21 protein-coding genes are annotated in these 23,991 nt (G+C 63.3%); 7 read left to right on the plus strand and 14 right to left on the minus strand.

Annotated elements, in window-relative coordinates:
* Positions 1-110 precede the first annotated feature (110 nt).
* Complete coding sequence (locus AACH55_RS14080; RefSeq protein ID WP_338715184.1) at positions 111-1,022, plus strand: LysR substrate-binding domain-containing protein; 912 nt, start codon at positions 111-113, stop codon at positions 1,020-1,022.
* 97 nt (positions 1,023-1,119) lie between these two features.
* Here the strand turns inward: AACH55_RS14080 and AACH55_RS14085 are convergent, their stop codons facing one another.
* The gene (locus tag AACH55_RS14085; protein ID WP_338715185.1) at positions 1,120-2,445 is read right to left on the minus strand and encodes a dicarboxylate/amino acid:cation symporter; all 1,326 of its coding nucleotides are present in this window, start codon (positions 2,443-2,445) and stop codon (positions 1,120-1,122) included.
* Positions 2,446-2,755: 310 nt separating this feature from the next.
* Between AACH55_RS14085 and AACH55_RS14090 the strand changes: the two genes are divergently transcribed.
* On the plus strand, positions 2,756-4,321 hold the full coding sequence (locus AACH55_RS14090; protein ID WP_338715186.1) for a methyl-accepting chemotaxis protein: 1,566 nt from the start codon (positions 2,756-2,758) through the stop codon (positions 4,319-4,321).
* 8 nt (positions 4,322-4,329) lie between these two features.
* Here AACH55_RS14090 and AACH55_RS14095 read toward each other — a convergent pair whose 3' ends face one another.
* The 4 genes from AACH55_RS14095 to AACH55_RS14110 are packed head-to-tail and all read right to left on the minus strand — an operon-like array spanning position 4,330 to position 6,455.
* A complete protein-coding gene (locus AACH55_RS14095) occupies positions 4,330-4,746 on the minus strand; it encodes a GNAT family N-acetyltransferase (protein ID WP_338715189.1) in 417 nt (138 codons plus the stop codon).
* Between the two features lie 43 nt (positions 4,747-4,789).
* On the minus strand, positions 4,790-5,224 hold the full coding sequence (locus AACH55_RS14100; protein WP_338715192.1) for a PaaI family thioesterase: 435 nt from the start codon (positions 5,222-5,224) through the stop codon (positions 4,790-4,792).
* Positions 5,225-5,231: 7 nt separating this feature from the next.
* Positions 5,232-5,534, minus strand: coding sequence for a Dabb family protein (locus AACH55_RS14105; RefSeq protein ID WP_338715193.1), 303 nt, complete (start codon positions 5,532-5,534; stop codon positions 5,232-5,234).
* A gap of 60 nt (positions 5,535-5,594) precedes the next feature.
* Positions 5,595-6,455, minus strand: a complete 861-nt coding sequence (locus tag AACH55_RS14110; RefSeq protein ID WP_338715194.1) for a LysR substrate-binding domain-containing protein — start codon at positions 6,453-6,455, stop codon at positions 5,595-5,597.
* A 161-nt stretch (positions 6,456-6,616) separates the two neighbouring features.
* Here AACH55_RS14110 and phnX point away from each other — a divergent pair, with 161 nt between their 5' ends.
* Positions 6,617-7,444: a phosphonoacetaldehyde hydrolase gene (gene phnX, locus AACH55_RS14115; RefSeq protein ID WP_338715195.1), complete on the plus strand. Its 828-nt coding sequence runs from the start codon at positions 6,617-6,619 to the stop codon at positions 7,442-7,444.
* A 92-nt stretch (positions 7,445-7,536) separates the two neighbouring features.
* Here phnX and AACH55_RS14120 read toward each other — a convergent pair whose 3' ends face one another.
* Positions 7,537-9,912, minus strand: coding sequence for a DUF3141 domain-containing protein (locus AACH55_RS14120; protein ID WP_338715196.1), 2,376 nt, complete (start codon positions 9,910-9,912; stop codon positions 7,537-7,539).
* A gap of 138 nt (positions 9,913-10,050) precedes the next feature.
* On the opposite strand from AACH55_RS14120, the gene AACH55_RS14125 reads away from it, so the two are divergent.
* Both AACH55_RS14125 and AACH55_RS14130 read left to right on the plus strand, forming a co-directional pair.
* Positions 10,051-10,923 (plus strand): HDOD domain-containing protein, encoded by an 873-nt coding sequence (locus AACH55_RS14125; RefSeq protein ID WP_338715197.1) that lies wholly within the window; start codon positions 10,051-10,053, stop codon positions 10,921-10,923.
* A 9-nt stretch (positions 10,924-10,932) separates the two neighbouring features.
* Positions 10,933-11,169 (plus strand): hypothetical protein, encoded by a 237-nt coding sequence (locus tag AACH55_RS14130; protein ID WP_338715199.1) that lies wholly within the window; start codon positions 10,933-10,935, stop codon positions 11,167-11,169.
* Positions 11,170-11,185: 16 nt separating this feature from the next.
* Here AACH55_RS14130 and AACH55_RS14135 read toward each other — a convergent pair whose 3' ends face one another.
* From AACH55_RS14135 to urtA, 8 genes are all read right to left on the minus strand, one after another.
* Complete coding sequence (locus AACH55_RS14135) at positions 11,186-11,482, minus strand: FmdB family zinc ribbon protein (RefSeq protein ID WP_338715200.1); 297 nt, start codon at positions 11,480-11,482, stop codon at positions 11,186-11,188.
* 83 nt (positions 11,483-11,565) lie between these two features.
* On the minus strand, positions 11,566-12,750 hold the full coding sequence (gene fmdA, locus AACH55_RS14140; protein ID WP_338715201.1) for a formamidase: 1,185 nt from the start codon (positions 12,748-12,750) through the stop codon (positions 11,566-11,568).
* Between the two features lie 48 nt (positions 12,751-12,798).
* The gene (locus tag AACH55_RS14145) at positions 12,799-13,830 is read right to left on the minus strand and encodes an aliphatic amidase (protein ID WP_338715202.1); all 1,032 of its coding nucleotides are present in this window, start codon (positions 13,828-13,830) and stop codon (positions 12,799-12,801) included.
* A gap of 29 nt (positions 13,831-13,859) precedes the next feature.
* On the minus strand, positions 13,860-14,549 hold the full coding sequence (gene urtE / locus AACH55_RS14150) for an urea ABC transporter ATP-binding subunit UrtE (protein ID WP_338715203.1): 690 nt from the start codon (positions 14,547-14,549) through the stop codon (positions 13,860-13,862).
* A gap of 25 nt (positions 14,550-14,574) precedes the next feature.
* Positions 14,575-15,342 carry an urea ABC transporter ATP-binding protein UrtD gene (urtD, locus tag AACH55_RS14155; protein WP_338715205.1) on the minus strand — a complete coding sequence of 256 codons (768 nt, stop codon included), beginning with the start codon at positions 15,340-15,342 and terminating at the stop codon, positions 14,575-14,577.
* Positions 15,339-16,544, minus strand: a complete 1,206-nt coding sequence (gene urtC, locus AACH55_RS14160; protein WP_338720300.1) for an urea ABC transporter permease subunit UrtC — start codon at positions 16,542-16,544, stop codon at positions 15,339-15,341. The genes urtD and urtC overlap by 4 nt, the downstream gene beginning before the upstream one ends.
* A 43-nt stretch (positions 16,545-16,587) precedes the next feature.
* On the minus strand, positions 16,588-17,505 hold the full coding sequence (urtB, locus tag AACH55_RS14165; RefSeq protein WP_338715207.1) for an urea ABC transporter permease subunit UrtB: 918 nt from the start codon (positions 17,503-17,505) through the stop codon (positions 16,588-16,590).
* Between the two features lie 289 nt (positions 17,506-17,794).
* A complete protein-coding gene (urtA, locus tag AACH55_RS14170) occupies positions 17,795-19,051 on the minus strand; it encodes an urea ABC transporter substrate-binding protein (RefSeq protein ID WP_338720302.1) in 1,257 nt (418 codons plus the stop codon).
* A 502-nt stretch (positions 19,052-19,553) separates the two neighbouring features.
* On the opposite strand from urtA, the gene AACH55_RS14175 reads away from it, so the two are divergent.
* Positions 19,554-23,006, plus strand: coding sequence for an ATP-binding protein (locus tag AACH55_RS14175; protein WP_338715208.1), 3,453 nt, complete (start codon positions 19,554-19,556; stop codon positions 23,004-23,006).
* Entirely contained in the window at positions 22,984-23,970 is a 987-nt protein-coding gene (locus tag AACH55_RS14180) for a response regulator transcription factor (protein ID WP_338715210.1), read from the plus strand. Before AACH55_RS14175 ends, AACH55_RS14180 begins: the two co-directional genes overlap by 23 nt.
* Positions 23,971-23,991 lie beyond the last annotated feature (21 nt).

A 23,991-nucleotide genomic window follows, 5' to 3' on the forward strand; every position in this document is an offset into this window, starting at 1 on the left:
GGATGGCATCTGCAGCAAAGCGGCGTTGCCAGGATGCTCGCCACTTTATTCCTGTCTCCGATGAAGATAAACTGCCTTCCCATCAATTCATTCATTACCTCATTGAACAAATGCGCAGCTTTGATCCCGTCCAGCTAGGCAGCATCGAACTCTTCTGCAAGGCCGCCGAACTGGGCAGCTTCACGGCCGCCGCCGAAGCGCTGGGCGTGACGCCGGCCTCGGTGAGCCGTTCCATCAGCCGCCTGGAAACCCGCCTGGGCGTGCGCCTGTTTGCCCGCACCACGCGCCAGATCCGGCTCACCCGCGAGGGCGAGCTGTATCACGAGCAATGCCGCCAGGCCCTGGAGCAGATCGCTGCAGCCGAACGCATCCTGACCGGGCAGCAGAAAGTCCCGAGCGGCCCGCTGCGCATCAGTGTGGGCACGCCCTACGCGCACTATCGGCTGCTGCCGCTGCTGCCGCGTTTCCAGGCCGCCTATCCGCAGATCGACGTGGAATTGAGCATTGCCAACCGTGTCATCGACTTCGTGGAAGAAGGTTATGACCTGGCGATCCGGCTGGGCGTACCGCGGGATTCGCGACTGATCGCGCATACGCTGGAAGAGGCCACGCTGGGCGTCTTTGCGGCGCCCTCCTATCTCGCCCGGCGCGGCACGCCAGAGAGCGTGCAAGCCCTGAAGGAACATGACTGCATCCAGTTCATCCTGCCCAGCACCGGGCGCGCGATGCCGTGGATATTCAAGGACGGACAGGGACGCGACATGGATTTTCATTTCCAGAGCCGGCAACGCATCCATGACGATGTATTGGGCTGCGTCAACTGGGCCATTGCGGGCGGGGGGCTGTTCCAGATCTATCACTTCATCGCCCAGGCCGCGGTGCAGCGTGGAGAGCTGGTGGAAGTGCTGCAGTCGGCCGGCTATCGCACCCGGCGCTTTTCCATCCTCTATCCGCACAATCGCCACCTGTCGGCGCGGGTGCGGGCGTTTGTGGAGTTCCTGATGCAGGCGGTACGGCCATAAAGCCATCGGCCCCACCGCCACGCCGAACACGACGCGAGGATGGGGCCGATGGCAGCCTCACAGGCGGGCTCATAGGCGGGCTCAGCCCGCCACAGGCTTAATGATGCATCTTGGCTTCGGTACGATCCAGGATCGCTTCCGGTGCTTGCGCGTCTTCCACGGTCTCGTTGTTCAAGACCTTGGTCAGGCGTTCACTATCCAGTTCGCCGCTCCACTTGGCCACCACCAGGGTCGCCACGCCATTGCCGATGGTATTGGTCAGCGCACGGGCTTCGGACATGAAGCGGTCGATACCCAGGATCAGCGCCAGACCGGCGACCGGCACGTGGCCCACCGCCGACAGCGTGGCCGCCAGCACGATGAAGCCCGAACCGGTGATGCCGGCCGCGCCCTTGGAGGTCAGCAGCAGCACGCCCAAGAGCGTCAGTTCCTGCACGAAGGTCATGGGGGTATTGGTTGCCTGGGCAATGAACACGGCCGCCATCGTCAGGTAGATCGCGGTGCCGTCCAGGTTGAAGGAGTAGCCCGTCGGGATCACCAGACCGACCACGGTCTTCTTGGCACCGGCGTTTTCCATCTTGGCCAGCATGCGCGGCAGCACCGATTCCGAAGACGAGGTACCCAGCACGATCAGCAGTTCTTCCTTGATGTACTTGACGAACTTCCAGATCGAGAAGCCGTGCAGGCGGGTGATGATACCCAGCACCACGAAGATGAACAGCAGGCAGGTCAGGTAGAAGGTGCCCATCAGCTTGGCCAGCGAGAACAGCGAACCGACGCCGTACTTGCCGATGGTGAAGGACATCGCACCGAAGGCACCGATCGGGGCCACCTTCATGATCGCGCCCACCACCGAGAACAGCACGTGCGAGATCTTTTCGATGAAGTCGAACACCAGCGTGCCGCGGCCGCCGAACTTGTGCAGCGCGAAGCCGAACAGCACCGCCACCAGCAGCACCTGCAGCACGTCACCCTTGGCAAAGGCATCGAACATGCTGCTGGGGATGATGCTGAGCACGAAGTCGGTGACCGAACCCAGCTTGCCGGGCGCGGTGTAGGCCGCGATGCTCTTGGTATCCAGCGAAGCCGGATCGACATTCATGCCCACGCCCGGTTGCAGGAAGTTCACCAGCAACAGGCCGATGATGAGGGCCACGGTACTGACGATTTCGAAATACAGCAGGGCCAGGCCGCCGGTCTTGCCGACCTTCTTCATGTCTTCCATGCCGGCAATGCCGATGACGACGGTACAGAAGATCACCGGGGCGATGATCATCTTGATCAACTTGACGAAGCCATCGCCCAGCGGCTTCATGGCTTCACCCGTGGACGGGTAGAAATGGCCCAGCGCGATACCGATCACGATGGCACACAGGACCTGGAAATACAAAGATTTGTAAAGGGGCGGTTTTTGCGCCGACATAGTGCTTTCTCCTTGAAACATCGATTACTGGCCGGTCCGTGGAGACCTGCCGCCTGCCGTGGTCGGATCGCCGTCCGTTCTGGCGGGTGTTTATTGTTTGTCCGGGAGAACTCCCCCTCCCCGGTTCGGCCGCAAGTATCTCGCAGTCACTTCGGGGCGGGTATTGTGGGAAACCACATAGCGTCACTAAAGAGGGGCGCAAACTGCTTTATTCTTCATTCTGCATTGCAACAATATTCGCTATAGTCTGTGCGGAACTGAACGGAACCCTCTTTTTCCGTACCCGGTCGGCACTCATAAGGAAAACACTGTGCAACGAAAACTGACGGTCACCGCCCGTCTGGCCATTCTGGTGGCGGTACTGTGCGGCAGCGTGCTGCTGCTCGCCTGGCGCGACATCCAGGGCATGGCTTCCAGCAACGACAAGCTGCGCCACGTCTATGAAGACCACACCATGGCGCTGATCCACATCGCCCGGGTACGCGACGCTCTTTACCTGAACCGCGACGTCATGGGCCGGGCCCTGATGCTGGCCAACGTGGCACCGGCACCGGGCGACGAGCGCACCGTAGACGAGCGCATCAAGCCTTTCCTGGAACGCATTCCGGCGCTGGATGCCAGCTTCGAACAGGGCTGGCAAGCCTATCTGGCCACGCGCATGATGCCCGAGGAACAGACGGCGGCGCTGCGTTTCCAGGAAAGCTGGCACCGTTACCTCAGCCAGCGCGTGCACGTGGTGGAACTGATACGCAGTGGCGATCCCCTGCAGGCCAATCGTCGCTGGACAGCGCTGACCACCCAGCTGGCCGACCTGGCCACGCAGCTGTCCGCGCTGGGCCAGCTGCAGGAAAGCTTTACCCGCGCGTCCTATGAAGAAGCGCGCGCCGACTACCGGCAACTGCGCAGCCACAACCTCGAGATCGCCGGCCTGACCCTGGCCATTGGCATCACCATTGCGCTCTGGATCATCCTGAGCCTGCGCCGCCAGTTGGGAGGCGAACCTGACTATGCCGCCCACATCGTGCAGCAGATCGCCGAGGGCAACCTGGGCGTCACGGTGAAACTGCGCCGCAACGACCGCGCCAGCCTGCTCTATGCCATGCACGGCATGCGCGAACGGCTCACCGACATCATGCGCAACGTGACCCAATCGACCCAGGCGCTGGGCGCCTCCTCCCGCCAGCTCAATGACACGGCGCAAGACCTGGCCGGCGCCTCCAGCGAACAGGCGGCCGCCGTCGAGGAAGTCCACACCGCCATCAGCAACATCAGCCTGGCCATCCAGCAGACCGGCGAACATGCGCGCCGCACCGACCAGATCGCCCTGACGGCGGCGGCCGATGCCGACCAGAGCGGCGCGGCAGTGCAGAGCACGGTAGTGGCCATGCGGGGCATCGCGCGCCAGGTTGGCGTGATCGACGATATTGCCTACCAGACCAATCTGCTGGCGTTGAATGCCGCCATCGAAGCAGCGCGCGCCGGAGAACACGGGCGCGGCTTTTCGGTGGTGGCGGCAGAAATCCGCAAGCTGGCCGAACGCAGCCAGAGCAGCGCCCATGAAATCAGCGTGATTGCGCAGCAAAGCGTGGAGATGGCCGAACAGACCAGCCAGCGCCTGGCCGCAGGCACCCTGCAGGGCATTCGCGAAGCTTCACAGCAGATCAACCAGATCACGCTGTCAGCGCACATGCAGGAGGAAGGCGTACAGGAAATCGGCGCGGCCGTGGCGAAGCTCAATGAAACCACCCAGCGCAATGCTGCCACCTCAGAGGAACTGGCCAGCACCGCCGAAGCGATGGCCGAGCGGGCGCGCGAACTGAGCGCGCAGCTGTGCTACTTCCGGCTGGAAGAAGATGGCCCTGCCCGGCCTGCCTGAACCTCGGCTCAGAGACGGGCGCGCATGGTGATGTGGGGGATACCGGCTTCCATGAATTCTTCTCCCTCGCGGGCGAAGCCGTAGCGCTGGTAGAAGCCCTCGGCATGCACCTGGGCATTGAGAATGACCTCGGCATCGCCGCGCGCGCGGGCCGCTGCGATGAGCGCCTGCAGCACCGCCCCGCCTACGCCCTTGCCGCGTCCGGCCTGGCGCACCGCCATGCGGCCGATGTGGCCATCGGGCAGCAGCCGGCCGGTGGCCAGCGGCTGGCCCGCGTCGTCATAGGCGATTGCATGCACACAGTGCGGGTCCATGTCGTCGAGTTCGATCTCGGCCGGCACCTTCTGCTCGTCGACGAACACCTCGAAGCGGATCGGCTGGGCCTGGGCGCGCAGCTGTTCCCAGCTGCCTGTAATAATCTTCATGTGGGCGATTCCTGCAGAGAAGGGAAAGGACCAGGGCCAGCGTTCATTCGTGATCCAGCCTGCGCGAGATATCCAGGCGGCGGATCAGTTTGAAGGTGCCCATGGCCTTGGCCACCAGGCGCTCGCCATTGAACAGTTCGGCCTGGCAAAAGCACATGGTGGTAGAACGATGATAGGTATGGCCGCGCGCGATGATGGTTTCGCCCGCATGGCCCGCCGGCTGCAGGAAGCTGGTGCTCATCTCGACGGTGGCCGAGGACTTGGCATCGGGCGCACCAGAGCGGGCCGACAAGCCCATGGCCACGTCCAGCAGGGTCATGCTGATGCCGCCCTGGGCGACGTGCCAGCTGTTCATGAATTCCGGCTTGAGCGTGAGCGCCATGACGGCGCGGTCATTGCCGTATTCCAGCACCTGCACGCCCAGCGCTTCCAGATAGGGATTGCCCTGCGGGAAGATTTCGGTGATGGGCAGACTCATGCCTGCCTCAGATTTCGTAGTCCATGCACTGGCGCGCTTCGCGCACGGCCCCGATGAAGGGCTTGATGGCCACGTGGTCCGGATGCTCCTGGTAGGCATCGAGCGCCTCGCGCGAGGCGAATTCGGAATAGAGCACCACGTCGTAGGTGGCTTCCAGGCCCGGCTGGGCCACCACGGCTTCGAACTTGAGGATGCCGGGGACCACGTTGGCACAGCTGTCCAGCAGTTCCTTCATCTTGCGCAGGTTGGTGGCCTTGTCAGCGCCTTCTGCATGGTCCTTCAGTTTCCACATCACGATATGCTTGATCACGGTTGGTCTTTCTGGTCAGAGATGAACAATCCGTAATGATAAGCCAAAGTGCCGCACGCCTCAGGCGCGCTGGGCGATCTTCATGAAGGAACCGACCAGCCTGCCTTCACGCCGTTCGGCCAGGCAATAGACATAGGTGTGGGTACTGACCGGATCGCCCTCGATGCGCACCATGCGGAAACGTTCATCCGGAATGAATTCGGCCTCCGACACCGTGCCCAGGCCCAGTCCCCGCGCCACGGCCTCGCGCAAAGCTTCACGACTGCCGATTTCCATCACGATACGCGGGCTTACGCCGGCCTGCTGCATGGCTTTTTCCAGCGCCAGGCGGGTGGTCGAGCCCTGCTCGCGCATGAGCATGGGCTGCTGATCCAGTTCGGCCAGCGACACCGCATCGCGCTGGTAGAACGGATGGCTGCGATGGACGAACAGCACCACCGCATGATCGGCATAGGGCAGCGCATGAAAGCGCGCATCGTCGGTGAAACTGGCCAGCACGGCCACGTCGGTCACATAGTTGGCGAGGTCGGCCAGCGATTGCGCCGAATTACCCAGCTTGATGGACAGCTCCACCTGAGGATAACGGGCGCGATAGGCATCGACCATCTCGATCACGTGGAAGGGGCCGACCGCGCCGATGCGCAGATGGCCCACGTGCAGCGCACCTGAATTGACCAGCAGGTTCAGGGCATCCAGTTCCAGTTCGGCGATGTTCTGGGCAATCGGCAGCAGGCGCTGGGCGGTCTCGGACAGATCCACTCGCCGCCCGCGGCGGAAGAACAGTTCCACGTTGTGCTCGCGCTCCAGCGATTGCACCTGCGTGGTCAGGGTGGGCTGGCTCACGCCCAGCGCCCGGGCGGCCGCCGAGAAGCCGCGATGACGGGCGACGGCCAGGAAGGCGCGCAATTGGGAAGGGGTCATCTATAGATCCAATCAATACCTTTATCGACTTTCGTGGATTATATCGATAACAGGGACGTCATAAAGGGACGTTAAGCTCTACCTCCAGTCGTGCGGCAGTCGCGGCGCAGCCGTTGGCCCTGCTCGAGCGCACACCTTCACCATCCCTCCAAGGAGAATCCATGTCCCCCGCCTCCGGCCACGGCCGCACCCTGCAAGCCGTCATCTTCGACTGGGCCGGCACGCTGGTCGACTTCGGCTCGCTGGCGCCGACGCAGATCTTCGTGGACGCCTTCCGGAGTTTCGGCATCGAACTCAGCCTGGCACAGGCACGCGGCCCCATGGGCCTGTCCAAGTGGCAGCACATCCGCCTGCTGCTGGACGATCCCGCGCTGGCGCTGCAATGGCGGCAACGCACCGGGCATGCGCCGACGGATGCCGATGTCGACGCCATCTATGCCCATTTCATGCCGATGCAGATCGCCAAGGTCGGCCAGTATTCGCAACCCATCGAGGGCGCCGCACAGGTACTGGCCTGGCTGCGCGGGCAGGGCCTGAAGATCGGTTCCTGCTCCGGCTATCCGCGCCAGGTGCTGGATGTGCTGCTGCCGATGGCGGCCGACCAGGGCATCCGCGCGGACCACGTGGTCGCGGGCGACGAGCTGCAAGCCGGTGGCAGGCCTGGTCCCTACATGGCCCTGGCCAATATGCTGGCACTGAAGATCGATGACGTGGCCGGCTGCATCAAGGTCGACGATACGGTACCGGGCATCGAGGAAGGCATCCGCGCCGGTATGTGGAGCGTGGGCGTCACGCTGTCGGGCAATGAAGTCGGCCTGACCCGCGCAGAACTGGACGCACTGCCCGCCACAGAGGTCGCCCGGCTGAAGGAGCAGGCCCAGCACCGCCTGCGCGCGGCCGGGGCGCACTACGTGATCGATTCGGTGGCCAATCTGCCCGAGGTCGTTGCCCATGTGCGTGCTCGCCTGGCCATCGGTGAGCGTCCTTGAACGCTGGCCGCAGGGCAATCTGAAGCGGCTTCCCGGTCGTTGACCAAGAGGCCGCCTGCCGGGGCGCTGACCTCGCCTTGAACCACCAGAACTCAGGCGCGCCGGGTGCGGGCCTTGGCAGGCTTGGCGGAGGCCGTGGTTTTCTTCGGAGCCGGCGATGACCTGGCCACCGTGGTGGCTTTGCCAGGCGCACGCTTGCGCGCAGTCGTCTCCACCGGCGCCGGCGCATCGCCGTCTTCGCCGATGGCCGTGGTGAGCTTGCGGGCCAGTGCAATCACGCGATCGGGATTCACATCGAGCGTGCCGATGAGCAGTTCGATGATCTCCGAGCGCGGATTGGCCAGCGTCGGTTCGATCATCATCACCGCTGCCGCCAGGGCCAGCGCACGCTCGCGGCTGGCGGCGTCGGGCAGCATCTGGCCCAGCGCATTGAGCGCCTCCACCGGCGCCACGGCGGTAATGCGCGCCTGCTCCTTCAACAGTTGCACCCAGTTGGTCTGCCTGGACACACTCGCATGCATGTTCGGCAGTTGCGCCAGCAAGCGTGCCAGGCGCAGGCTGCGCCGTTCGAATGCACCGATGGACACCATGCCGGCGATGACGATGCGGCACACCGCCTCGGCAAAGCCACCCTCGGCAATCTGATCGATCACGATGTCGCGGTACCGCCCCAGCTCCTGCTGCGCCCAGCGCTGCGCCAGCTCGGCATCCGGCTCGCGCGGCGGCAGCCAGGCGCCCAGGCCGGTGGGGCCGAACAGCTGGCGCGTCATGCGCACCGTGCGGGCGTCGCGCCGGTCGCGCCAGGCATTGAGTTCGTCAGTGATCTTCTGCGCCATGCGGCGCTCGTATTGCTTCAGCGGATGCTCGGGATCGAGCTGCACCCGATGCGCGCGCGCACTGGCCGCCTGCTGGCGGATGAAGGCCGCTGCCGGATGCGTATCCGAGAACAGTTGCCGCTGCATACGCAGGGGATTCAGGCGCATCAGGGCATTGGCGCTCTCGCGGGTGGCGGCCATGCGCACCCAGGGCCGTATCCAGGTCTTGTACCACTGCGCATTGATCTGCGACCACTGGCTGATGGTCGAGAAAATCTGCTCTTCCTCGCGGCCTTCCGGATTGAGCTTGCGCAGGTCTTCCATGGTGCGGTGCTGGTAGTGCACCGTGTAGTCGCCCGGCTCCAGCGCATCCCAGCGCTGGGTCGCACGGCCATCCTTGCGCTCCAGCTTCATCTCGTAGAGGCCGGGCGGCAGGCTCTCGATCACGTCCAGCGAACTGACCAGCTGGTCATGCTCCTTCAGGGCCACCGAACCGCCCACGAAGATGCCCAGGTGCCCCACGCTCTCGTGCAGCACATAGATGATGGTGCGGCCGGCCGCTGCGATGGCGCGCTCGTCGCCCCATACATCGATGATCCAGTTCAGCGCCTGCGGCGGCGGCGTGATGTTGTCGCCCCAGGAGGCGAACACCACGATGGGCGCGGTGATGTCGCGCAGGTTCACCGCCCTGCCCTTGACCTCCAGCTCCCCACGCGCCAGCTTGTTGCCCACGAACAGGTTCTCGGTGATGGCCTCGATCTCGGCCCCGGTCATGCGAAAGAAGCCGCCCCACCAGCGTTCGAACTCTAGAAAACGCGGCGCCTCCTGATCGACCCCGGACCACAGGTTGTAGTACTTGCTCCAGAAGGTATTGGCCGGATTGAGTTTCTCGAAATTTTCCACCAGATAGGCACCGTCGAAACGGTCCGCCCCCAGGTCGGCCGCCAGCGAGGCCAGCCAGGTGCCGCCCAGGGTGGCACCGCTGTAGCGCATCGGATTGAGCGTGGAACTGCCGGCCCAGTAGGAGGCCGGCGCACCCACCATCATCAGCGGACCGAACAGCTCGGGGCGCACCGCATCCAGCGTCATCATGGCCCAGCCGGCCTGGCAGTTGCCGATCACCACCGGCTTGGCCGGGCATTGCGGATGGCGGCGGATCACTTCTTCCAGGAAGCTCGCCTCGGCATCCATGACCGTCACCAGCGTCTGCCCGTCCTCGGGCTCGGGGCGGAATGTGACGAAATAGACGGTGTGGCCGGCCTTCATCGCCATGCCCACTTCCGAGTCGAACTTGAACCCGCCGATGCCCGGCCCGTGCCCGGCGCGCGGATCGACCACCACCACCGGCCGCGCTCCCGGATCGACCGGCAGGCCCGGCGGTGGCTGCAGGCGCAACAGGGCGTAGTTGCAGGGTTGCGGCAGGTCGTGACCATCCAGCACCACTTCATGCTCAAACTTTAGCAGGGGCGGCGTGCCTTGCTCCAGATGTTCCAGGTAGTCGTTGCCACGGTCGAGCAGCGTGTCCAGGAAGAGGAAACTGCGCTGCACGCAGTCCTGCAGATATGCGGGCACATCCCCGAAAGGGGTCGTGGCCCGGGCCGGTTCGGCTTGATGCGCAGGTGGGGCCGCTACCGGTTTCTTGCGGTTCATCATGACTGCACTCCAGAGCAAGGGATAGCCTCATGATACGGACAAAGAGGGCGGCAAATCGGCCGATCTCTGCGACAATGAAGCCGCAATTCGCGGTATTGGCCTTGACATGCAACACAAACATTGCACGGAGGAATGTCCATGGAGCTGAAAAGCCTGGTAGACCAGCCCGGCAAATTGCCGACCGTTCCCAAGGTGGTCCAGCAACTGATCGCCAGTTTCAATGCCGAGGATGTCTCCTCGCACGAGATCGCCCAACAGATCGCCGCCGACCCGGCACTGACCGCCAAGGTGCTGCGGCTGGCGAACTCGGCTTTCTTTCACGTCTCCCGTACCATCGGTACGGTCGACGATGCGCTGCGCATGCTGGGCTTCATCATGGTGCGCAACCTGGTGCTGGGCAATGGCATGGTGGCCGCCTTCAAGAACACCCCTGGCATGGACCTGCACCAGTTCTGGCGGCACACCCTCTACTCTGCTGCAGCGGCGCGCTGGCTGGCCATGCACGCAGGCAGCACCGGTGAAGACAATGGCGATGCCATCTTCACGGTCGGCATGATGCATGGGATTGGTCAGTTGCAGTTGCATGCCGTCGCCGCGGCCGCCGTAGCGCCGCTGGACAAGCAGAGCAATGTCCTGGACGCCGATCGCGCCGAGCGCGAGAAAGCAGCCTGGGGCTTTCACCATGCCGATGTCTCGGCAGAGCTGGCCAGCCTCTGGCACTTCCCGGATACGCTGGTGAGCGCCTTGCGCTGCGTGCCTGATCCACTGGCCGCCGGACGGCTGGATCGCGCCGCCGCCTGGGTGCATCTGGGCGCCTGGGCTGCGCGCGTGACCGTGCTGTCGCTGGATGATGAGACAGCGCGCGCCAGCTATCCCGCCGCGCTCGGCAAGAAACTGAGTGTGGACCCGGCCTGGATGCCGCTGCTGGTCAAGCACGATCCGGACAAGGCCGGCCGCGCCATGCCCTCGCTGGGAGAGCTGGCGGCCGGCCTCGATGCGATGCTCGAATAAGGAGAACGGATGGAGACTTTCATCAACCTGGTGCTGGGCTTCCTGCGCTATCTGGCATTCAATGCTGTTTTCTACGTCATCGGCTGCGGCCTGCTCAAGCTGCTCACGCTGGGCCGCTATCCCCGCTGGCTGCCGCTGCGCGCCGGCCACTGGCGCCAGCAGGCCCAGGATGCCGATCTGGTGGCGCTGTTCGGCTTGCTGACCAGCGTGGGATTGCTGGTCCTGGGCCTGTACCTTTTCAGCTGATCCTGCCCCTCGTGCATCAGGTCGCGCAAATGCTGCAACTATGTCCCTTGCAGTTGTGCAGCACGCTGCTGCGACCAGCCCCCGCATGCGTTCCCGGTCCGGTCGCGCCCTGCCCGGCCAGTTGCTCGGCGCCGTTGCGCGGCTGCCAGCGATACTTGACCTGCAAGCCCACATGACCGCCCGTGGGCATGGGCGAAGCCGCGGTCTCCTGCTTGCAGTAAGGACAGGTGGTCTGCCCGTGCAGGCCCTGCAGGGGAATGAGCCGTTCGAAGATGCCTTCGCAATGGCTGCAGCGGATGTCGTACAAAGGCATGTTGTCCTCCTCAAGAATCTGCGACAAAAAAGCCGGCCAGGCCTGCGCCCGGCCGGCAACACACACGTCACTACGAACTGCGATCAGCCCTGGGCCTTGCGTCCCCAGTAGGACTTGTCATTGAGCATGCCCTTGGGCGTGATGTCCTGATCGAAGATCGAGGTCGGCAAAGCCACCGTGCAAGCGCAGTTGGGAATATCGACGATGCCGCCGATGCGCCCTTCCACCGGTGCGGCGGTCAGCAGCATGTAGGCCTGGCTGCCGGTGTAGCCGAAGTGGGTCAGGTAATCGATGGCCTTCAGGCAGGCCTGGCGATAGGCCACGGTGGCATCGAGGTAGTAGTTCACGCCGTTTTCCACACTGATGCCCTCGAAGGTCAGCCACTGCTCGTAATGCGGCTTGACGATGCTGGGCATGAAGATGGGCGAGGTGATGTTGTACTTGGCCATGCCGCCCTTGATGAGGTCGAAGCCGACGTGACTCACGCCATCCATCTCGATGGCGCCGCAGAAACCGATCTCGCCATCGCCCTGCGAGAAGTGCAGGTCGCCCATCGAGAAACCCGCCCCCTTCACATACACCGGGAAAAAGATGCGGGTGCCCGCCGACAGATCCTTGATGTCGGTATTGCCGCCATGCTCGCGCGGCGGCACGGTGCGGGCGGCGACCTTGGCCATCTCGTCGAACTTGGCACCGGTCAATCCGCGCAGCACCGCAGTGCTGGGGTTGGGCGGCTGCGCCAGGCCCTTGGCGGCCAGCGGCGCTTCGCGGCGGTTCCACTCGGCCAGCAGGTCATGCGAGGGCAGGCAACCCATCAGACCCGGGTGGGTCAGGCCGGCGATGCGCACGCCTGGGATGTGGCGCGAGGTGGCATACAAGCCCTTCAGGTCCCAGATGGCCTTGTCGGCCTCGGGGAAGTAATCAGCCAGGAAGCCGCCACCGTTTTCCTTGGCAAAGACGCCGGAAAAACCGACCGGGGTCACCGGCTTGATATCGAGCAGGTCGATCACCAGCAGGTCGCCCGGCTCGGCGCCTTCGACGTGGAAGGGACCGGTCAGCGGATGGGCGCGGGTCAGGTCGACGTTCTTGACGTCGGAGACGTCATCGGTGTCCTGGATCTGCGCATCGAGGAAGTCAAGCGACTCGATCAGGATGGATTCGCCCGGCTTGACGGAAGCCAGGAACGGCAGGTCCGGATGCCAGCGGTTGTGGCCCAGTTCAGCCTGCTCTGCCAGCGGGACGCCGGGCTTGATCTTGAAGTGTTGCATGCGATCTCCTTGGTGGTGGGTATGTGATGAGGCCTTGCGCCCTGGGCCTCAGGCTGCCGGCTCGATGGGAATCCCCGGCATCGGGCATTCGGGCGTACCGGCACTGTTGCGCGTCAATGCCTCTACCTGGGCGCGCGCAGCCTGCGGGTCATTGACCCAGGTGCGATAGAAGTCGAAAGGACACTCGGCCACGCCCGCCGGCGATTCGCCCGAATTGATCCTGCCGGTGTAGCCGCGATGCAGCAACTTGTAGAGATGGTTCTGCGACTGCCAGTTGCGGCGCGCATCGCGGATGGCCGAGACCGACAGCTCGGCATACTGGATGCCCATTTCCTCGGTGCCGCATTCGCCCAGCGTGCGGCCGTCGAAGCCGACGATGGCCGAATGGCCGAAGTAGGAATAGACGCCATCGAACCCGGAGGCATTGGCCACGGCCACATACAGGTTGTTCATCCAGGCCATGGCCTTGGAGACCATGATCTGCTGTTCCTTGGCCGGATACATGTAGCCCTGGCAGCGCACCACCAGTTCCGCGCCCTTCATGGCGCAATCACGCCAGATCTCGGGATAGTTGCCGTCATCGCAGATGATGAGGCTGATCTTCAGACCCTTGGGACCGTCGCAGACATAGGTGGTATCGCCCGGATACCAGCCCTCGATGGGCGTCCACGGCATGATCTTGCGATACTTCTGCACGATCTCGCCCTGGTCGTTGATGAGGATGAGCGTGTTGTAAGGCACCTTGCGCGGATGCTCTTCATGGCGCTCGCCGGTCAGCGAAAACACGCCCCACACACCCGCAATGCGGCAGGCTTCGGAAAAGATGGCGGTCTCGTCACCGGGGATGGTGGCGGCGGTCTCGAACATCTCTTCACGGTCATACATGATGCCGTGGGTGGAATACTCCGGGAACACCACCAGGTCCAGTCCCGGCAGTCCCTGCTTCATGCCGACCAGCATGGCGGCGATCTTGCGTGCGTTCTCCAGCACCTCGCCGCGTGTATGCAGGCGCGGCATCTTGTAGTTCACCACGGCCACGCCTACGGCGTCGCGGCTACTTGAAATGTCTCCATGTCGCATGGGCTTGCTCCTCTGAAAAGACGGTCAGATCAGACCGACAGGTACTTGCTGATGGTGGGCGCATCGACGTTCTCGCGCGTGTCTTCATAGACGAAGCGGCCCTTGTCGATGACCAGGAAGCGATCGGCAATCTCCAGCGTGAAGCTCAGCACCTGCTCCGACACTACGATGGTGAGCGCGCGGATCTTGCGGATTTCCTTCAGGCTCCTGGCGATGTCCTTGATGATGGAAGGCTGGATGCCTTCGGTCGGCTCATCCAGCAGCAGCACCCGCGGATTGGTCGCCAGCGCGCGCGCAATGGCCAGTTGCTGCTGCTGGCCGCCGGAGAGATTGCCGCCCTTGCGGGTGCGCATGTCGTAGAGCACCGGGAACAGCGAATACAGTTCATCGGGCACCTTGCCCCTGGCCGAGGCGGGCAGGCCGGTCTGGATGTTTTCCAGCACCGTCATGTGCGAGAAGATCATGCGTCCCTGCGGCACGTAGGCCACGCCGCGCTCGACGCGCTGGTGGCTTTCCAGACCACCGAGTTCCACGCCATCGATGCTGATGCTGCCGCCGCGCAGCGGCAGGATGCCCATCAGGGTCTTGAACAGCGTGGTCTTGCCCATGCCGTTGCGGCCCATGACGGCGACGATTTCTTCCTTGGCCACCGACAGATCGACGTCGTGGATGACCTTGCTCTGGCCGTAGCCGGAAGCGAGTTGCGAGACTTTGAACATGGCAGGCTCCGAGGGTGATGGGCGTTCAGTGACCGAGATAGACATCGATCACCTTGGGATCGGACTGCACCTTCTCCATGCTGCCTTCGGCCAGGATTTTTCCCTGGTGCAGCACGGTGACCTTGTGCGCGATGCTCTTGACGAAATCCATGTCGTGCTCGATCACCACCACCGAACGGCCCTGGCTGATGCGGCCCAGCAGCTCGGCGGTCTTTTCGCGTTCGGACACGCTCATGCCGGCCACCGGTTCATCCAGCATCAGCAGCTCAGGCTCCTGCATCAGCAACATGCCGATTTCCAGCCACTGCTTCTGGCCGTGCGAGAGCAGGTCGGCTTGCGTATGCAGTTGTTCGTCCAGGAAAATTTCGGCGGCCACCGCTTCCACACGCGCCACCACATCCGGCGAACGCTTGAAGGTCAGTGCGCCGAACACCTTGCGGCCGCGCGGGAAAGACATCTCCAGGTTCTCGAACACGGAGAGGTTTTCGTAGATGGAGGGCGTCTGGAACTTGCGCCCTACCCCGACCCGCACGATGGCGTGCTCGCTCATCCTGGTCAGTTCGTGGTTGTTGAACTTGATGCTGCCGGAGGTGGCGCGGGTCTTGCCGCAGATCAGATCCAGCACCGTGGTCTTGCCCGCACCGTTGGGACCGATCACCACGCGCACCTCATTGCGCTGCACGTAGAGATTGAGCTTGTCGACCGCCTTGAATCCGTCGAACGAGACGGTCAGGTCTTCGATGGCCAGGACCGGGTGGGCATCCGATTCGAAACCGATGGGGTTCTCGCTCATTTGCTGGCCTCCAGGGTCGCGCCGGGCTCGACGCCATCGCGCTTGGGTTCAGGGGTGGATGGTCGGGACGCCGGCTTGGCGGCTTGCGCAACAACGGGCGCGGCCGGTGGGGATTCACCGCGCATCCTGGCCATCAGGCGCTTGCCCTGGGTCTGCCAGAGACCGGCCAGGCCATTGGGGAAATACATCACCACTGCGATGAAGAGACCGCCCATCAGGAACAGCCACAGTTCGGGGAAGGTTTCCGAGAAATACGTCTTGCCGAAGTTCACCAGCAGCGTTCCATACACCGCACCCAAGAGCGACATGCGGCCACCCACTGCAGCAAAGATCACCATTTCGATGGACGGCACGATCCCCACGAAGGACGGCGACATGAAACCCACCTGCAGCGTGAACATGGCCCCGCCGATGGCCGAGAACATGGCCGCCGCGCAGAAGACGAAGACCTTGAAGCTGGCCACGTCATAGCCCGAGAAGCGCACCCGTTCTTCCTTGTCGCGCATGGCCACCAGCAACCGGCCCAGCTTGGAACCCAGCACATAGCGGCCGAACAGGATGCAGCCAAACAGCAGACCGGCATTGACGAAGTACAAGACCAGCTTGGCGTGGTCGGTGCGGATATCCCAGCCCATCAGGGTCTTCAGGTCAGTGATGCCGTTCACACCGCCGGTCAGGCCCTGCTGCCCGATGATGAGGATGGACAGGATCGCGGCGATGGCCTGCGTGACGATGGAGAAATACACGTCGCCCACGCGCCGCTTGAACATCGCCAGCCCGATCAGCATGGCCAGCAGGGTCGGCACCACCAGCACCGCAAGGATCGTGAAAGTAAAACTGTGGAACGGCTCCCACATGGCCGGCAAGGCGGTGAGCTGGTTCCAGTCCATGAAGTCGGGAATGCCGGGCGTGGACTGGATCTTGGTGCTGATGGGATCAGAGGCTTCGAGCTTGAGGAACATCGCCATGCAATAGCCACCCAGGCCGAAGAACACGCCCTGCCCCAGGCTCAGGATGCCGCCGTAACCCCAGCACAGCACCAGACCCACGGCGACGAAGGCATAGGACAGGTACTTGCCCACCAGATTGAGGCGGAACATGTCCAGCGTCAGCGGAAACACCACCAGCAGCAGCGCCGCCATCACCAGCAGGCCGAGCGCACCGGAGCGCCCGCCCAACAGTTTTTCATAGGCTGCATTCATCATCGGACCTCGCACGTATTGTTTGATCTGTAGGAAGCGGCCATCACTTGCGCACCTTCACCGAGAACAGCCCTTGCGGACGCAGCATCAGGATCACGATCACCGCCGACAAGGTAAGCACCTTGGCCATGGAACCGGTCAGGAAGAACTCCGCCGTGGATTGGGTCTGGGCAATCGAGAAGGCCGAGGCGATGGTGCCGATCAGGCTTTGCGCGCCACCGAAGACCACCACCAGGAAGGTATCGACGATGTAGAGCGATCCGCTGGTCGGGCCGGTGGAACCGATGGTGGTGAAGGCCGCACCGGCCACGCCGGCCACACCGCAACCCAGCGCGAAAGTGGTACGGTCCACCTTGCGGGTATTGATGCCCACCGCCCCGCTCATGACCCGGTTCTGCATCGTGGCACGTACCTGCAAGCCCCAACGCGAACGGAACAGCAGCACGAAGATGGCACCGGTCAGCAAGACCGTCAGGCCCATCATGAAGAGACCGTTCAACGGGATGTCGATGGCGTCGGTAGGTTTGAAGGAACCCATCAGCCAGTCCGGCAAGGTGGCGCTGACTTCCTTGGCGCCGAAGATGGAACGGAAGGTCTGCTGCATCGCCAGCGACAGGCCCCAGGTCGCCAGCAGCGTATCGAGCGGACGCTTGTAGAGGCGGCTGATGAGCAGCAGCTCGGTCAGGTAGCCCACGCCATACGCCACCGCAAAGGACAGCACGATGGCCGCGAAGAAATAGAACGGCTGCAGGGCCGGTGCATAGGTGGTGGTCAGGTGCGACAGCAGGTAGGTGATGTAGGCACCGATGGTGAGGAATTCACCGTGGGCCATGTTGATCACCCCCATCTGCCCGAAGATGATAGCCAGGCCCAGCGCCATGAGCAGCAGCACGCAAAACACCGAGAGGCCATTGAAGCCCTGCATGGCGAAGATGGCGCCGAATTCGGATAGAGAAAACATGTTGACTCCCGACGGGGCAGAGTTGGAGAGAAGAAGGAGCGGCAGCGCCCGCATGTCACAACAGACGCCACCGCTTTGCTGCACGAAGAATCATGCAAGCCACGACCGCTTGGACTGACATCGCGAAATCACACGCCTGCCGTTCGGACTGAGTAGCGGCACCAGCCGCGTATCGAAGACGAGAGAATGACCTGCTCCTTCATCAAGCTCAGGAACGCCTTCGATACGGCCCTGCGGACCTGCTCAGGACGACCGGGATGCGACGATTCCGCCCAGTTGCCGGACCGCCTTACTGGTAGCCCTTGGGGAAGGGATTCGGCTCGATCAGCTCGGACTCGTAGACCACCTTGAACTGGCCATCCTTCTGGGCTTCACCGATGCGGGTCTTGCTCCACAGGTGATGGTTTTCGTGGACCTTGACGTAGCCTTCCGGTGCGGTCTTGAGTTCGATGCCGGGCGAAGCGGCCACCACCTTGTCGACGTCGAAGCTGCCGGCCTTTTCCACCGCAGCCTTCCACAGCCAGGGGCCGAGGTAGGCTGCCTGGGTGACGTCACCGATGACCGAATTGGCACCGAACTTGGCCTTGAACTCGGCCACGAATCTCTTGTTGTTGGGGTTGTCCAGGCTCTGGAAATACTTCATTGAGGCGAAGAACCCTTCCACGTTCTCGCCGCCGATGCCCAGCATTTCATCCTCGGTCACCGAGATGGTCAGCAGGTTCTGGGTCTTGGCGGTCACGCCGGCGGCCTTCAACTGCTTGTAGAAGGCCACGTTGGAGCCGCCCACCACGTCGGCAAAGATCACGTCCGGCTTCTTGAGCTTGATCTTGTTGATGAGCGAACCGAACTGGGTATTGCCCAGCGGGTAGTACTCCTCGCCCACCACCGAACCCTTGAGCACGTTTTCGATGTGCTTGCGGGCGATCTTGTTGGAGGTGCGCGGCCAGATGTAGTCCGAGCCGACCAGGAAGAAGGTCTTGGCCTTCTTTTCCTTGGCCACCCAGTTCAGGCCCGCCAGCACCTGTTGCGTCGCCTCCTGCCCGGTATAGAACACGTTCTTGGATTGCTCCAGACCTTCGTAGAAGGTCGGGTAGTACAGCAGGCCGTTGTCCTTCTCGAACACCGGCAGCACCGCCTTGCGCGAAGCCGAGGTCCAGCAGCCGAAGACGGCTGCCACGCGGTCGTTCTCCAACAGCTTCTTGGCCTTCTCGGCGAAGGTCGGCCAGTCGCTGGCACCGTCTTCCTGAATGATCTTGATCTTGCGGCCGAGGATGCCGCCCATCGCATTGATCTGGTCGATGGCCAGGCGTTCAGCCTGGATCGAACCGGTCTCGCTGATGGCCATCGTGCCCGTGGCCGAGTGCAGCTGGCCCACCGTGACTTCGGTATCGGTGATGGCCAGCTTGGTGGTATTGACCTTGGCGGTCGGATACTGCTGGGCCGAGGCCATGCCCGGCAGGGCCGCTGCTGCCGCACCGGCAGCCAGGCCCATCAGGATCTTGCGGCGCGGGAACGAGGGAGGATTGGAAGACGAGGAATGCGACATGCGGTACTCCTTTCGGGCGTTGTTGTTGGATTCGGTCTGGGCCATCGTGGCGTCATGCAAGCGATGAAACGAAGGCCGCGGCGAGGTACTACCCGCAAGGTGAGAGAGATGCGCACCGCACCTGCCGTCTGCCCTTCGTTCTGGGACGCAGAATAGGTTCGCCGGTGCAGCGCAACAATACGTTGTTTGACGTAAGCCCTCTGCTGGTGCGGGATACCGGCCTGCACAGCTTTCGCCCACGGCCTGCCTGCTGTTGGTGCGCACTGCCGGCGCACGGCGTCGGGATGCAGCGACGGCGCTTGCAAAGGCCGCTACGTTTTGGTGAATTCTCATGCGATGCCATGCGGCATCTACGTCATTTGACGTATGCCCTCCCGCTGCGAATGGTTTGAAAATTGCTTGACCATAAACACGAGCAGCGCAGAGCGTGTGCGCCGCAACGAGCCTGACAAGGCACTGACGACAACGACCCTTCGGATCCCTGACCTCACCAAGAGCCAACGTGACCCTTCCCGCCACACAACGCATCGTCAAGGTCCGGCGCGACTACAACACCTGGGTCGCCAACGAGACCCTGGAAGACTACGCGCTGCGCTATACGCCGCTGTCCTTCCGCCGCTGGTCCGAATTCCGCCTGGCCAACACGGCCCTGGGCGCGACCTCCTTCCTGGCGCTGGAAGCCATCAGCGGTGCCATCACTCTGAGCTACGGCTTCACCAATGCCTTCTGGGCCATCGTGTGCGTGATGGTCTTGTTCTTCGCCACCGGCCTGCCCATCAGCTACTACGCCGCCCGCTACGGCGTGGACATGGACCTGCTCACGCGCGGCGCCGGCTTCGGCTACATCGGCTCGACCATTACCTCGCTGATCTATGCCAGCTTCACCTTCATCTTCTTCGCGCTGGAAGCGGCCATCATGGCGCAAGCCATCGAGATCTATTTCGGCCTGCCGCTGGTGTATGGCTACGTGCTCTGTTCGCTCATCATCATTCCCATGGTGGCTTACGGCATCACCCTCATCAACCGACTGCAGATGTGGACCCAGCCACTGTGGCTGGTGCTGCTGGTGCTGCCCTATGCCTGCGTGCTGTACAAGGAACCGGAAGCGCTGTCCAACCTGGTGAGCTTTGCCGGCCGGGCCGAGGAAGGCAGCTCCTTCAATCTCACGCTCTTCGGCGCGGCGGCCACTGTGGCCTTCTCGCTGATCGCACAAGTGGGCGAACAGGTCGACTTCCTGCGCTTTTTGCCGCAGAAGACCGCCGCCAATCGCGGCCGCTGGTGGAGCGCACTGTTGCTGGCCGGCCCCGGCTGGATCCTGCTGGGCGGCGCCAAGATGCTGGGCGGCACGCTGCTGGCCTTTCTCGCCATCCAGCATGAGGTGCCGATGGCGCGCGCCGTGGAGCCGACGCAGATGTACCTGATCGGCTACCAGTACGTGTTCGGCAATCCGGCCTTCGCACTGGGGGCGGTGGTGCTGTTCGTGGTGGTCTCGCAGATCAAGATCAACGTCACCAATGCCTATGCCGGTTCGCTGGCCTGGTCCAATTTCTTTGCGCGCCTCACGCACAGCCATCCGGGCCGGGTAGTGTGGCTGGTCTTCAATGTGCTGATTGCCGTGCTGCTGATGGAACTGGGCGTCTTCAATGCGCTGGAACACGTGCTGGCGCTCTACAGTCTGGTGGCCATTTCATGGATCGGCGCGGTGGTGGCCGATCTGGTCATCAACAAGCCGCTGCGCCTGAGCCCGGCGCACATCGAATTCAAGCGCGCCCACCTGTATGACGTGAACCCGGTCGGAGTGGGCTCGATGGCCATCGCCACCCTGCTCTCCACGCTGGCCATGTCAGGCGTGATGGGCAAGACGATCGCAGCGATGGCCCCCTTCATCGCATTGGGCACGGCGCTGGTGACGGCGCCCCTGATCGCGCTGGCCACCGGCAGCCGCTACTACATCGCCCGCCGCGATACGCTGTCCGAACAGAACTATCGGCCTGTCACCCCCGGCCAGGCGCATCCGGTACTGGACTGCGTGATCTGCGGCAATGCCTTTGAAACGCCGGACATGGCGCACTGTCCGGCCTACCAGGGTGCCATCTGTTCGCTGTGCTGTTCGCTGGATGCGCGCTGCAAGGACCGTTGCAAGACACCGCGCGCAAGGCTGCCCAATCAGATCCTGCACACCCTGCGCCAGCTGATCCCGGCGCGCTTTGCGGTCAAGCTCAATACCCGCCTCGGGCATTACCTGAGCGTGTTCGGCCTGCTGGCGGGTGGCCTGGCGATTGTGTTGTGGATGCTGTATTTCCAGCAGATGGCCGATCTCTCCGGACTGACGCTCTCGGCCCCCGACTCGCTGCGGGGCGTCTTCATCAAGCTGTTCTGTCTTTTGCTGGTGGTGGTGGGCGTCGGTGCCTGGTGGCTGGTGCTGACCAACGAAAGCCGCGCCGTGGCCCAGGAGGAATCGGAACGCCAGACCAATCTGTTGCTACAGGAAATCGAAGCCCACAAGCAGACCGACGCCGAACTGCAGCGCGCCAAGGAAGCGGCCGAATCCGCCAACCTGGCCAAGAGCCGTTTCGTGGCCGGCATGAGCCATGAATTGCGCACGCCCTTGAACAGCATCCTCGGCTACGCGCAGATCCTGCACGTAGACGCCACCATTCCACCGGCCCGCAAGGAAGCCATCGCCATCATCCGTCGCAGCGGCGAACACCTGCTGAGCCTGATCGACGGCCTGCTCGACATCGCCAAGATCGAAGCCGGCAAGATGCGCCTGGCCTCCGACGAACTGGCGCTGGAAGCCTTCCTGGAACAGATCGTCGGCATGTTCGCGCCGCAGGCCGAACAGAAGGGATTGCAGTTCCGTTTCGAGAAGAGCGGCCGCCTGCCACAGATCGTGCACGCCGACCAGAAGCGGCTGCGCCAGATCCTCATCAACCTGCTGGGCAATGCGGTGAAATTCACCGACCACGGCGGCGTCACGCTCAAGCTGCGCTATGCGCGCGAGATCGCGTATTTCGATGTGATCGACACCGGCATCGGCATTGCCGACGAGGACCTGGAACGCATCTTCCTGCCCTTCGAGCGCAGCAGTGCGGCCAATCTGCGCGAAGATATCGGCACCGGGCTGGGCCTGGCCATCAGCCGCATGCTGGTGCACATCATGGGCGGCGAACTGAGCGTGCAGAGCCGGGTCGGCCAGGGCAGCAGCTTCCATTTGAAGATCTACCTGCCCGAGGTCCACGTACCGCGTCCACGGCTCAAGCTCGAAGACCAGATGTCCGGTTACACCGGTCCCTCGCGCCACATCCTGATCGTGGATGACCAGGCTTCGCAACGGCGCCTGCTCAAGGACATGCTCATTCCCCTGGGATTTGCGGTGAGCGAAGCCGACAGCGGCCTGGCCTGCATGGAGCGGCTGGGACAGCAGGTACCGGATCTGCTCTTGCTGGACATCGCCATGCCGCAGATGGATGGCTGGAGCGTGGCGCGCGCCATCCGTGCGCGCGGGCTCACGCAACTGCCCATCCTGCTGGTCTCGGCCAATGCCTTCGAGAATCTGCATGAGCGCAACGAACCGCCGCTGGTGAACGACTTCGTGGTCAAGCCGGTGTCGTACAACGAATTGCTGCTCAAGATCAGGCAGCATCTGCAACTGGATTGGGTGGCGACGGCCGAACCCGCTGCACAAGCGGCCATGGTACAGACGCCCTCCACTCCAGCAGCACAACCTCTGATGCTGGTGCCCGCGCAAGACAAGCTGGCCACCCTGCTGGAACTGGGCAGCATCGGCTATGCCAAGGAAATCCTGCGCCAGCTCGACGCCATGGAGCGCCAGCACCCCGCTTACCTGCCCTTCACCACCGAGCTGCGGCAACTGGTCAAGCAATTCCGATTGAATGAATACGTCACCCGCATCAAGGAGCTGATCCGACATGATCTCAACGACGTTCGATAGACACGTGGTGCTGATCGTCGATGACATGCCCGACAACCTGGCCATGTTGTCCGACGCGCTCGATGAGAGCGGCCATATCGTGCTGGTTGCCACCGATGGACTGGCGGCGCTGGAGCGGCTGGACCACATCACGCCCGACCTGATCCTGCTGGACGCCATGATGCCCGGCATCGACGGCTTCGAGACCTGTCGCCGCATCAAGCAGGTCAAGCGCGTGACGCATGTGCCGGTGGTGTTCATGACGGGCTTGTCGGAGACCGAGCACGTGGTCCGCGGCTTCGAGGTCGGCGGCATCGACTACGTGACCAAACCGATCCGTCCGCAGGAGGTGGTGGCGCGCATCGGTGCTCACATTCGCACCGCGCGCATGATGACGCAAACACGCGGCGTGCTGGAACATGCCGCCCATGCGGTGATCGTGCTGGGCGGCAATGGCCTGCCGATGTGGCAGACCAGCAAGGCCTCGCAATGGCTGGAAAAATATTACGGCCCGGCCGCACCCACCAGCCACAAGCTGCCCGCGCCCTTGCAGGTCTGGCTCAACGAACAGCTGGTACGCCAGCGTCAGGGCGAGAGCCTGGACCATGTGCCGCCGCTGATCGTGCGGCACCAGCAGGATGCCCTGCACATCACCCTGTCCGGCCCCGGCCAGGGCCATGGCGTGAGCCTGGTGCTGGAAGAAAAGACCGCGAGCGCCGCCCTGCGTAGCGACGAAGGCATGAGCCTGCCGCCCACGCTGGAAAGCTGCCGCCTGACCCCGCGCGAAAGCGACGTGCTGCTGTGGCTGGGCAAGGGCAAGACCAACCGCGACATCGCCGAGATCCTCGGCATGAGCCCGCGCACGGTCAACAAGCATCTGGAACACATCTTCGTGAAGCTGGGCGTGGAGACGCGCTCGGCGGCAGCGGTGCTGGCCAGCGCAATGGCGAACGCACCGGCCAGCGGCAGCCAGTTGCTGCAATAACGCAGCTCTGCGGCGGGTGCA

Source organism: Herbaspirillum sp. DW155 (assembly GCF_037076565.1).
Classification (GTDB): Bacteria; Pseudomonadota; Gammaproteobacteria; order Burkholderiales; family Burkholderiaceae_D; genus Herbaspirillum.

Excerpts from the sequence above, each read along its gene's own strand:
- AACH55_RS14080 (WP_338715184.1), top strand. The coding sequence starts at position 111 with ATGCGCAGCTTTGATCCCGTCCAGCTAGGCAGCATCGAACTCTTCTGC.
- AACH55_RS14085 (WP_338715185.1), bottom strand. The coding sequence starts at position 2,445 with ATGTCGGCGCAAAAACCGCCCCTTTACAAATCTTTGTATTTCCAGGTC.
- AACH55_RS14095 (WP_338715189.1), bottom strand. The coding sequence starts at position 4,746 with ATGAAGATTATTACAGGCAGCTGGGAACAGCTGCGCGCCCAGGCCCAG.
- AACH55_RS14100 (WP_338715192.1), bottom strand. The coding sequence starts at position 5,224 with ATGAGTCTGCCCATCACCGAAATCTTCCCGCAGGGCAATCCCTATCTG.
- AACH55_RS14110 (WP_338715194.1), bottom strand. The coding sequence starts at position 6,455 with ATGACCCCTTCCCAATTGCGCGCCTTCCTGGCCGTCGCCCGTCATCGC.
- phnX (WP_338715195.1), top strand. The coding sequence starts at position 6,617 with ATGTCCCCCGCCTCCGGCCACGGCCGCACCCTGCAAGCCGTCATCTTC.
- AACH55_RS14120 (WP_338715196.1), bottom strand. The coding sequence starts at position 9,912 with ATGATGAACCGCAAGAAACCGGTAGCGGCCCCACCTGCGCATCAAGCC.
- AACH55_RS14125 (WP_338715197.1), top strand. The coding sequence starts at position 10,051 with ATGGAGCTGAAAAGCCTGGTAGACCAGCCCGGCAAATTGCCGACCGTT.
- AACH55_RS14130 (WP_338715199.1), top strand. The coding sequence starts at position 10,933 with ATGGAGACTTTCATCAACCTGGTGCTGGGCTTCCTGCGCTATCTGGCA.
- AACH55_RS14135 (WP_338715200.1), bottom strand. The coding sequence starts at position 11,482 with ATGCCTTTGTACGACATCCGCTGCAGCCATTGCGAAGGCATCTTCGAA.
- fmdA (WP_338715201.1), bottom strand. The coding sequence starts at position 12,750 with ATGCAACACTTCAAGATCAAGCCCGGCGTCCCGCTGGCAGAGCAGGCT.
- AACH55_RS14145 (WP_338715202.1), bottom strand. The coding sequence starts at position 13,830 with ATGCGACATGGAGACATTTCAAGTAGCCGCGACGCCGTAGGCGTGGCC.
- urtE (WP_338715203.1), bottom strand. The coding sequence starts at position 14,549 with ATGTTCAAAGTCTCGCAACTCGCTTCCGGCTACGGCCAGAGCAAGGTC.
- urtD (WP_338715205.1), bottom strand. The coding sequence starts at position 15,342 with ATGAGCGAGAACCCCATCGGTTTCGAATCGGATGCCCACCCGGTCCTG.
- urtC (WP_338720300.1), bottom strand. The coding sequence starts at position 16,544 with ATGAATGCAGCCTATGAAAAACTGTTGGGCGGGCGCTCCGGTGCGCTC.
- urtB (WP_338715207.1), bottom strand. The coding sequence starts at position 17,505 with ATGTTTTCTCTATCCGAATTCGGCGCCATCTTCGCCATGCAGGGCTTC.
- urtA (WP_338720302.1), bottom strand. The coding sequence starts at position 19,051 with ATGTCGCATTCCTCGTCTTCCAATCCTCCCTCGTTCCCGCGCCGCAAG.
- AACH55_RS14180 (WP_338715210.1), top strand. The coding sequence starts at position 22,984 with ATGATCTCAACGACGTTCGATAGACACGTGGTGCTGATCGTCGATGAC.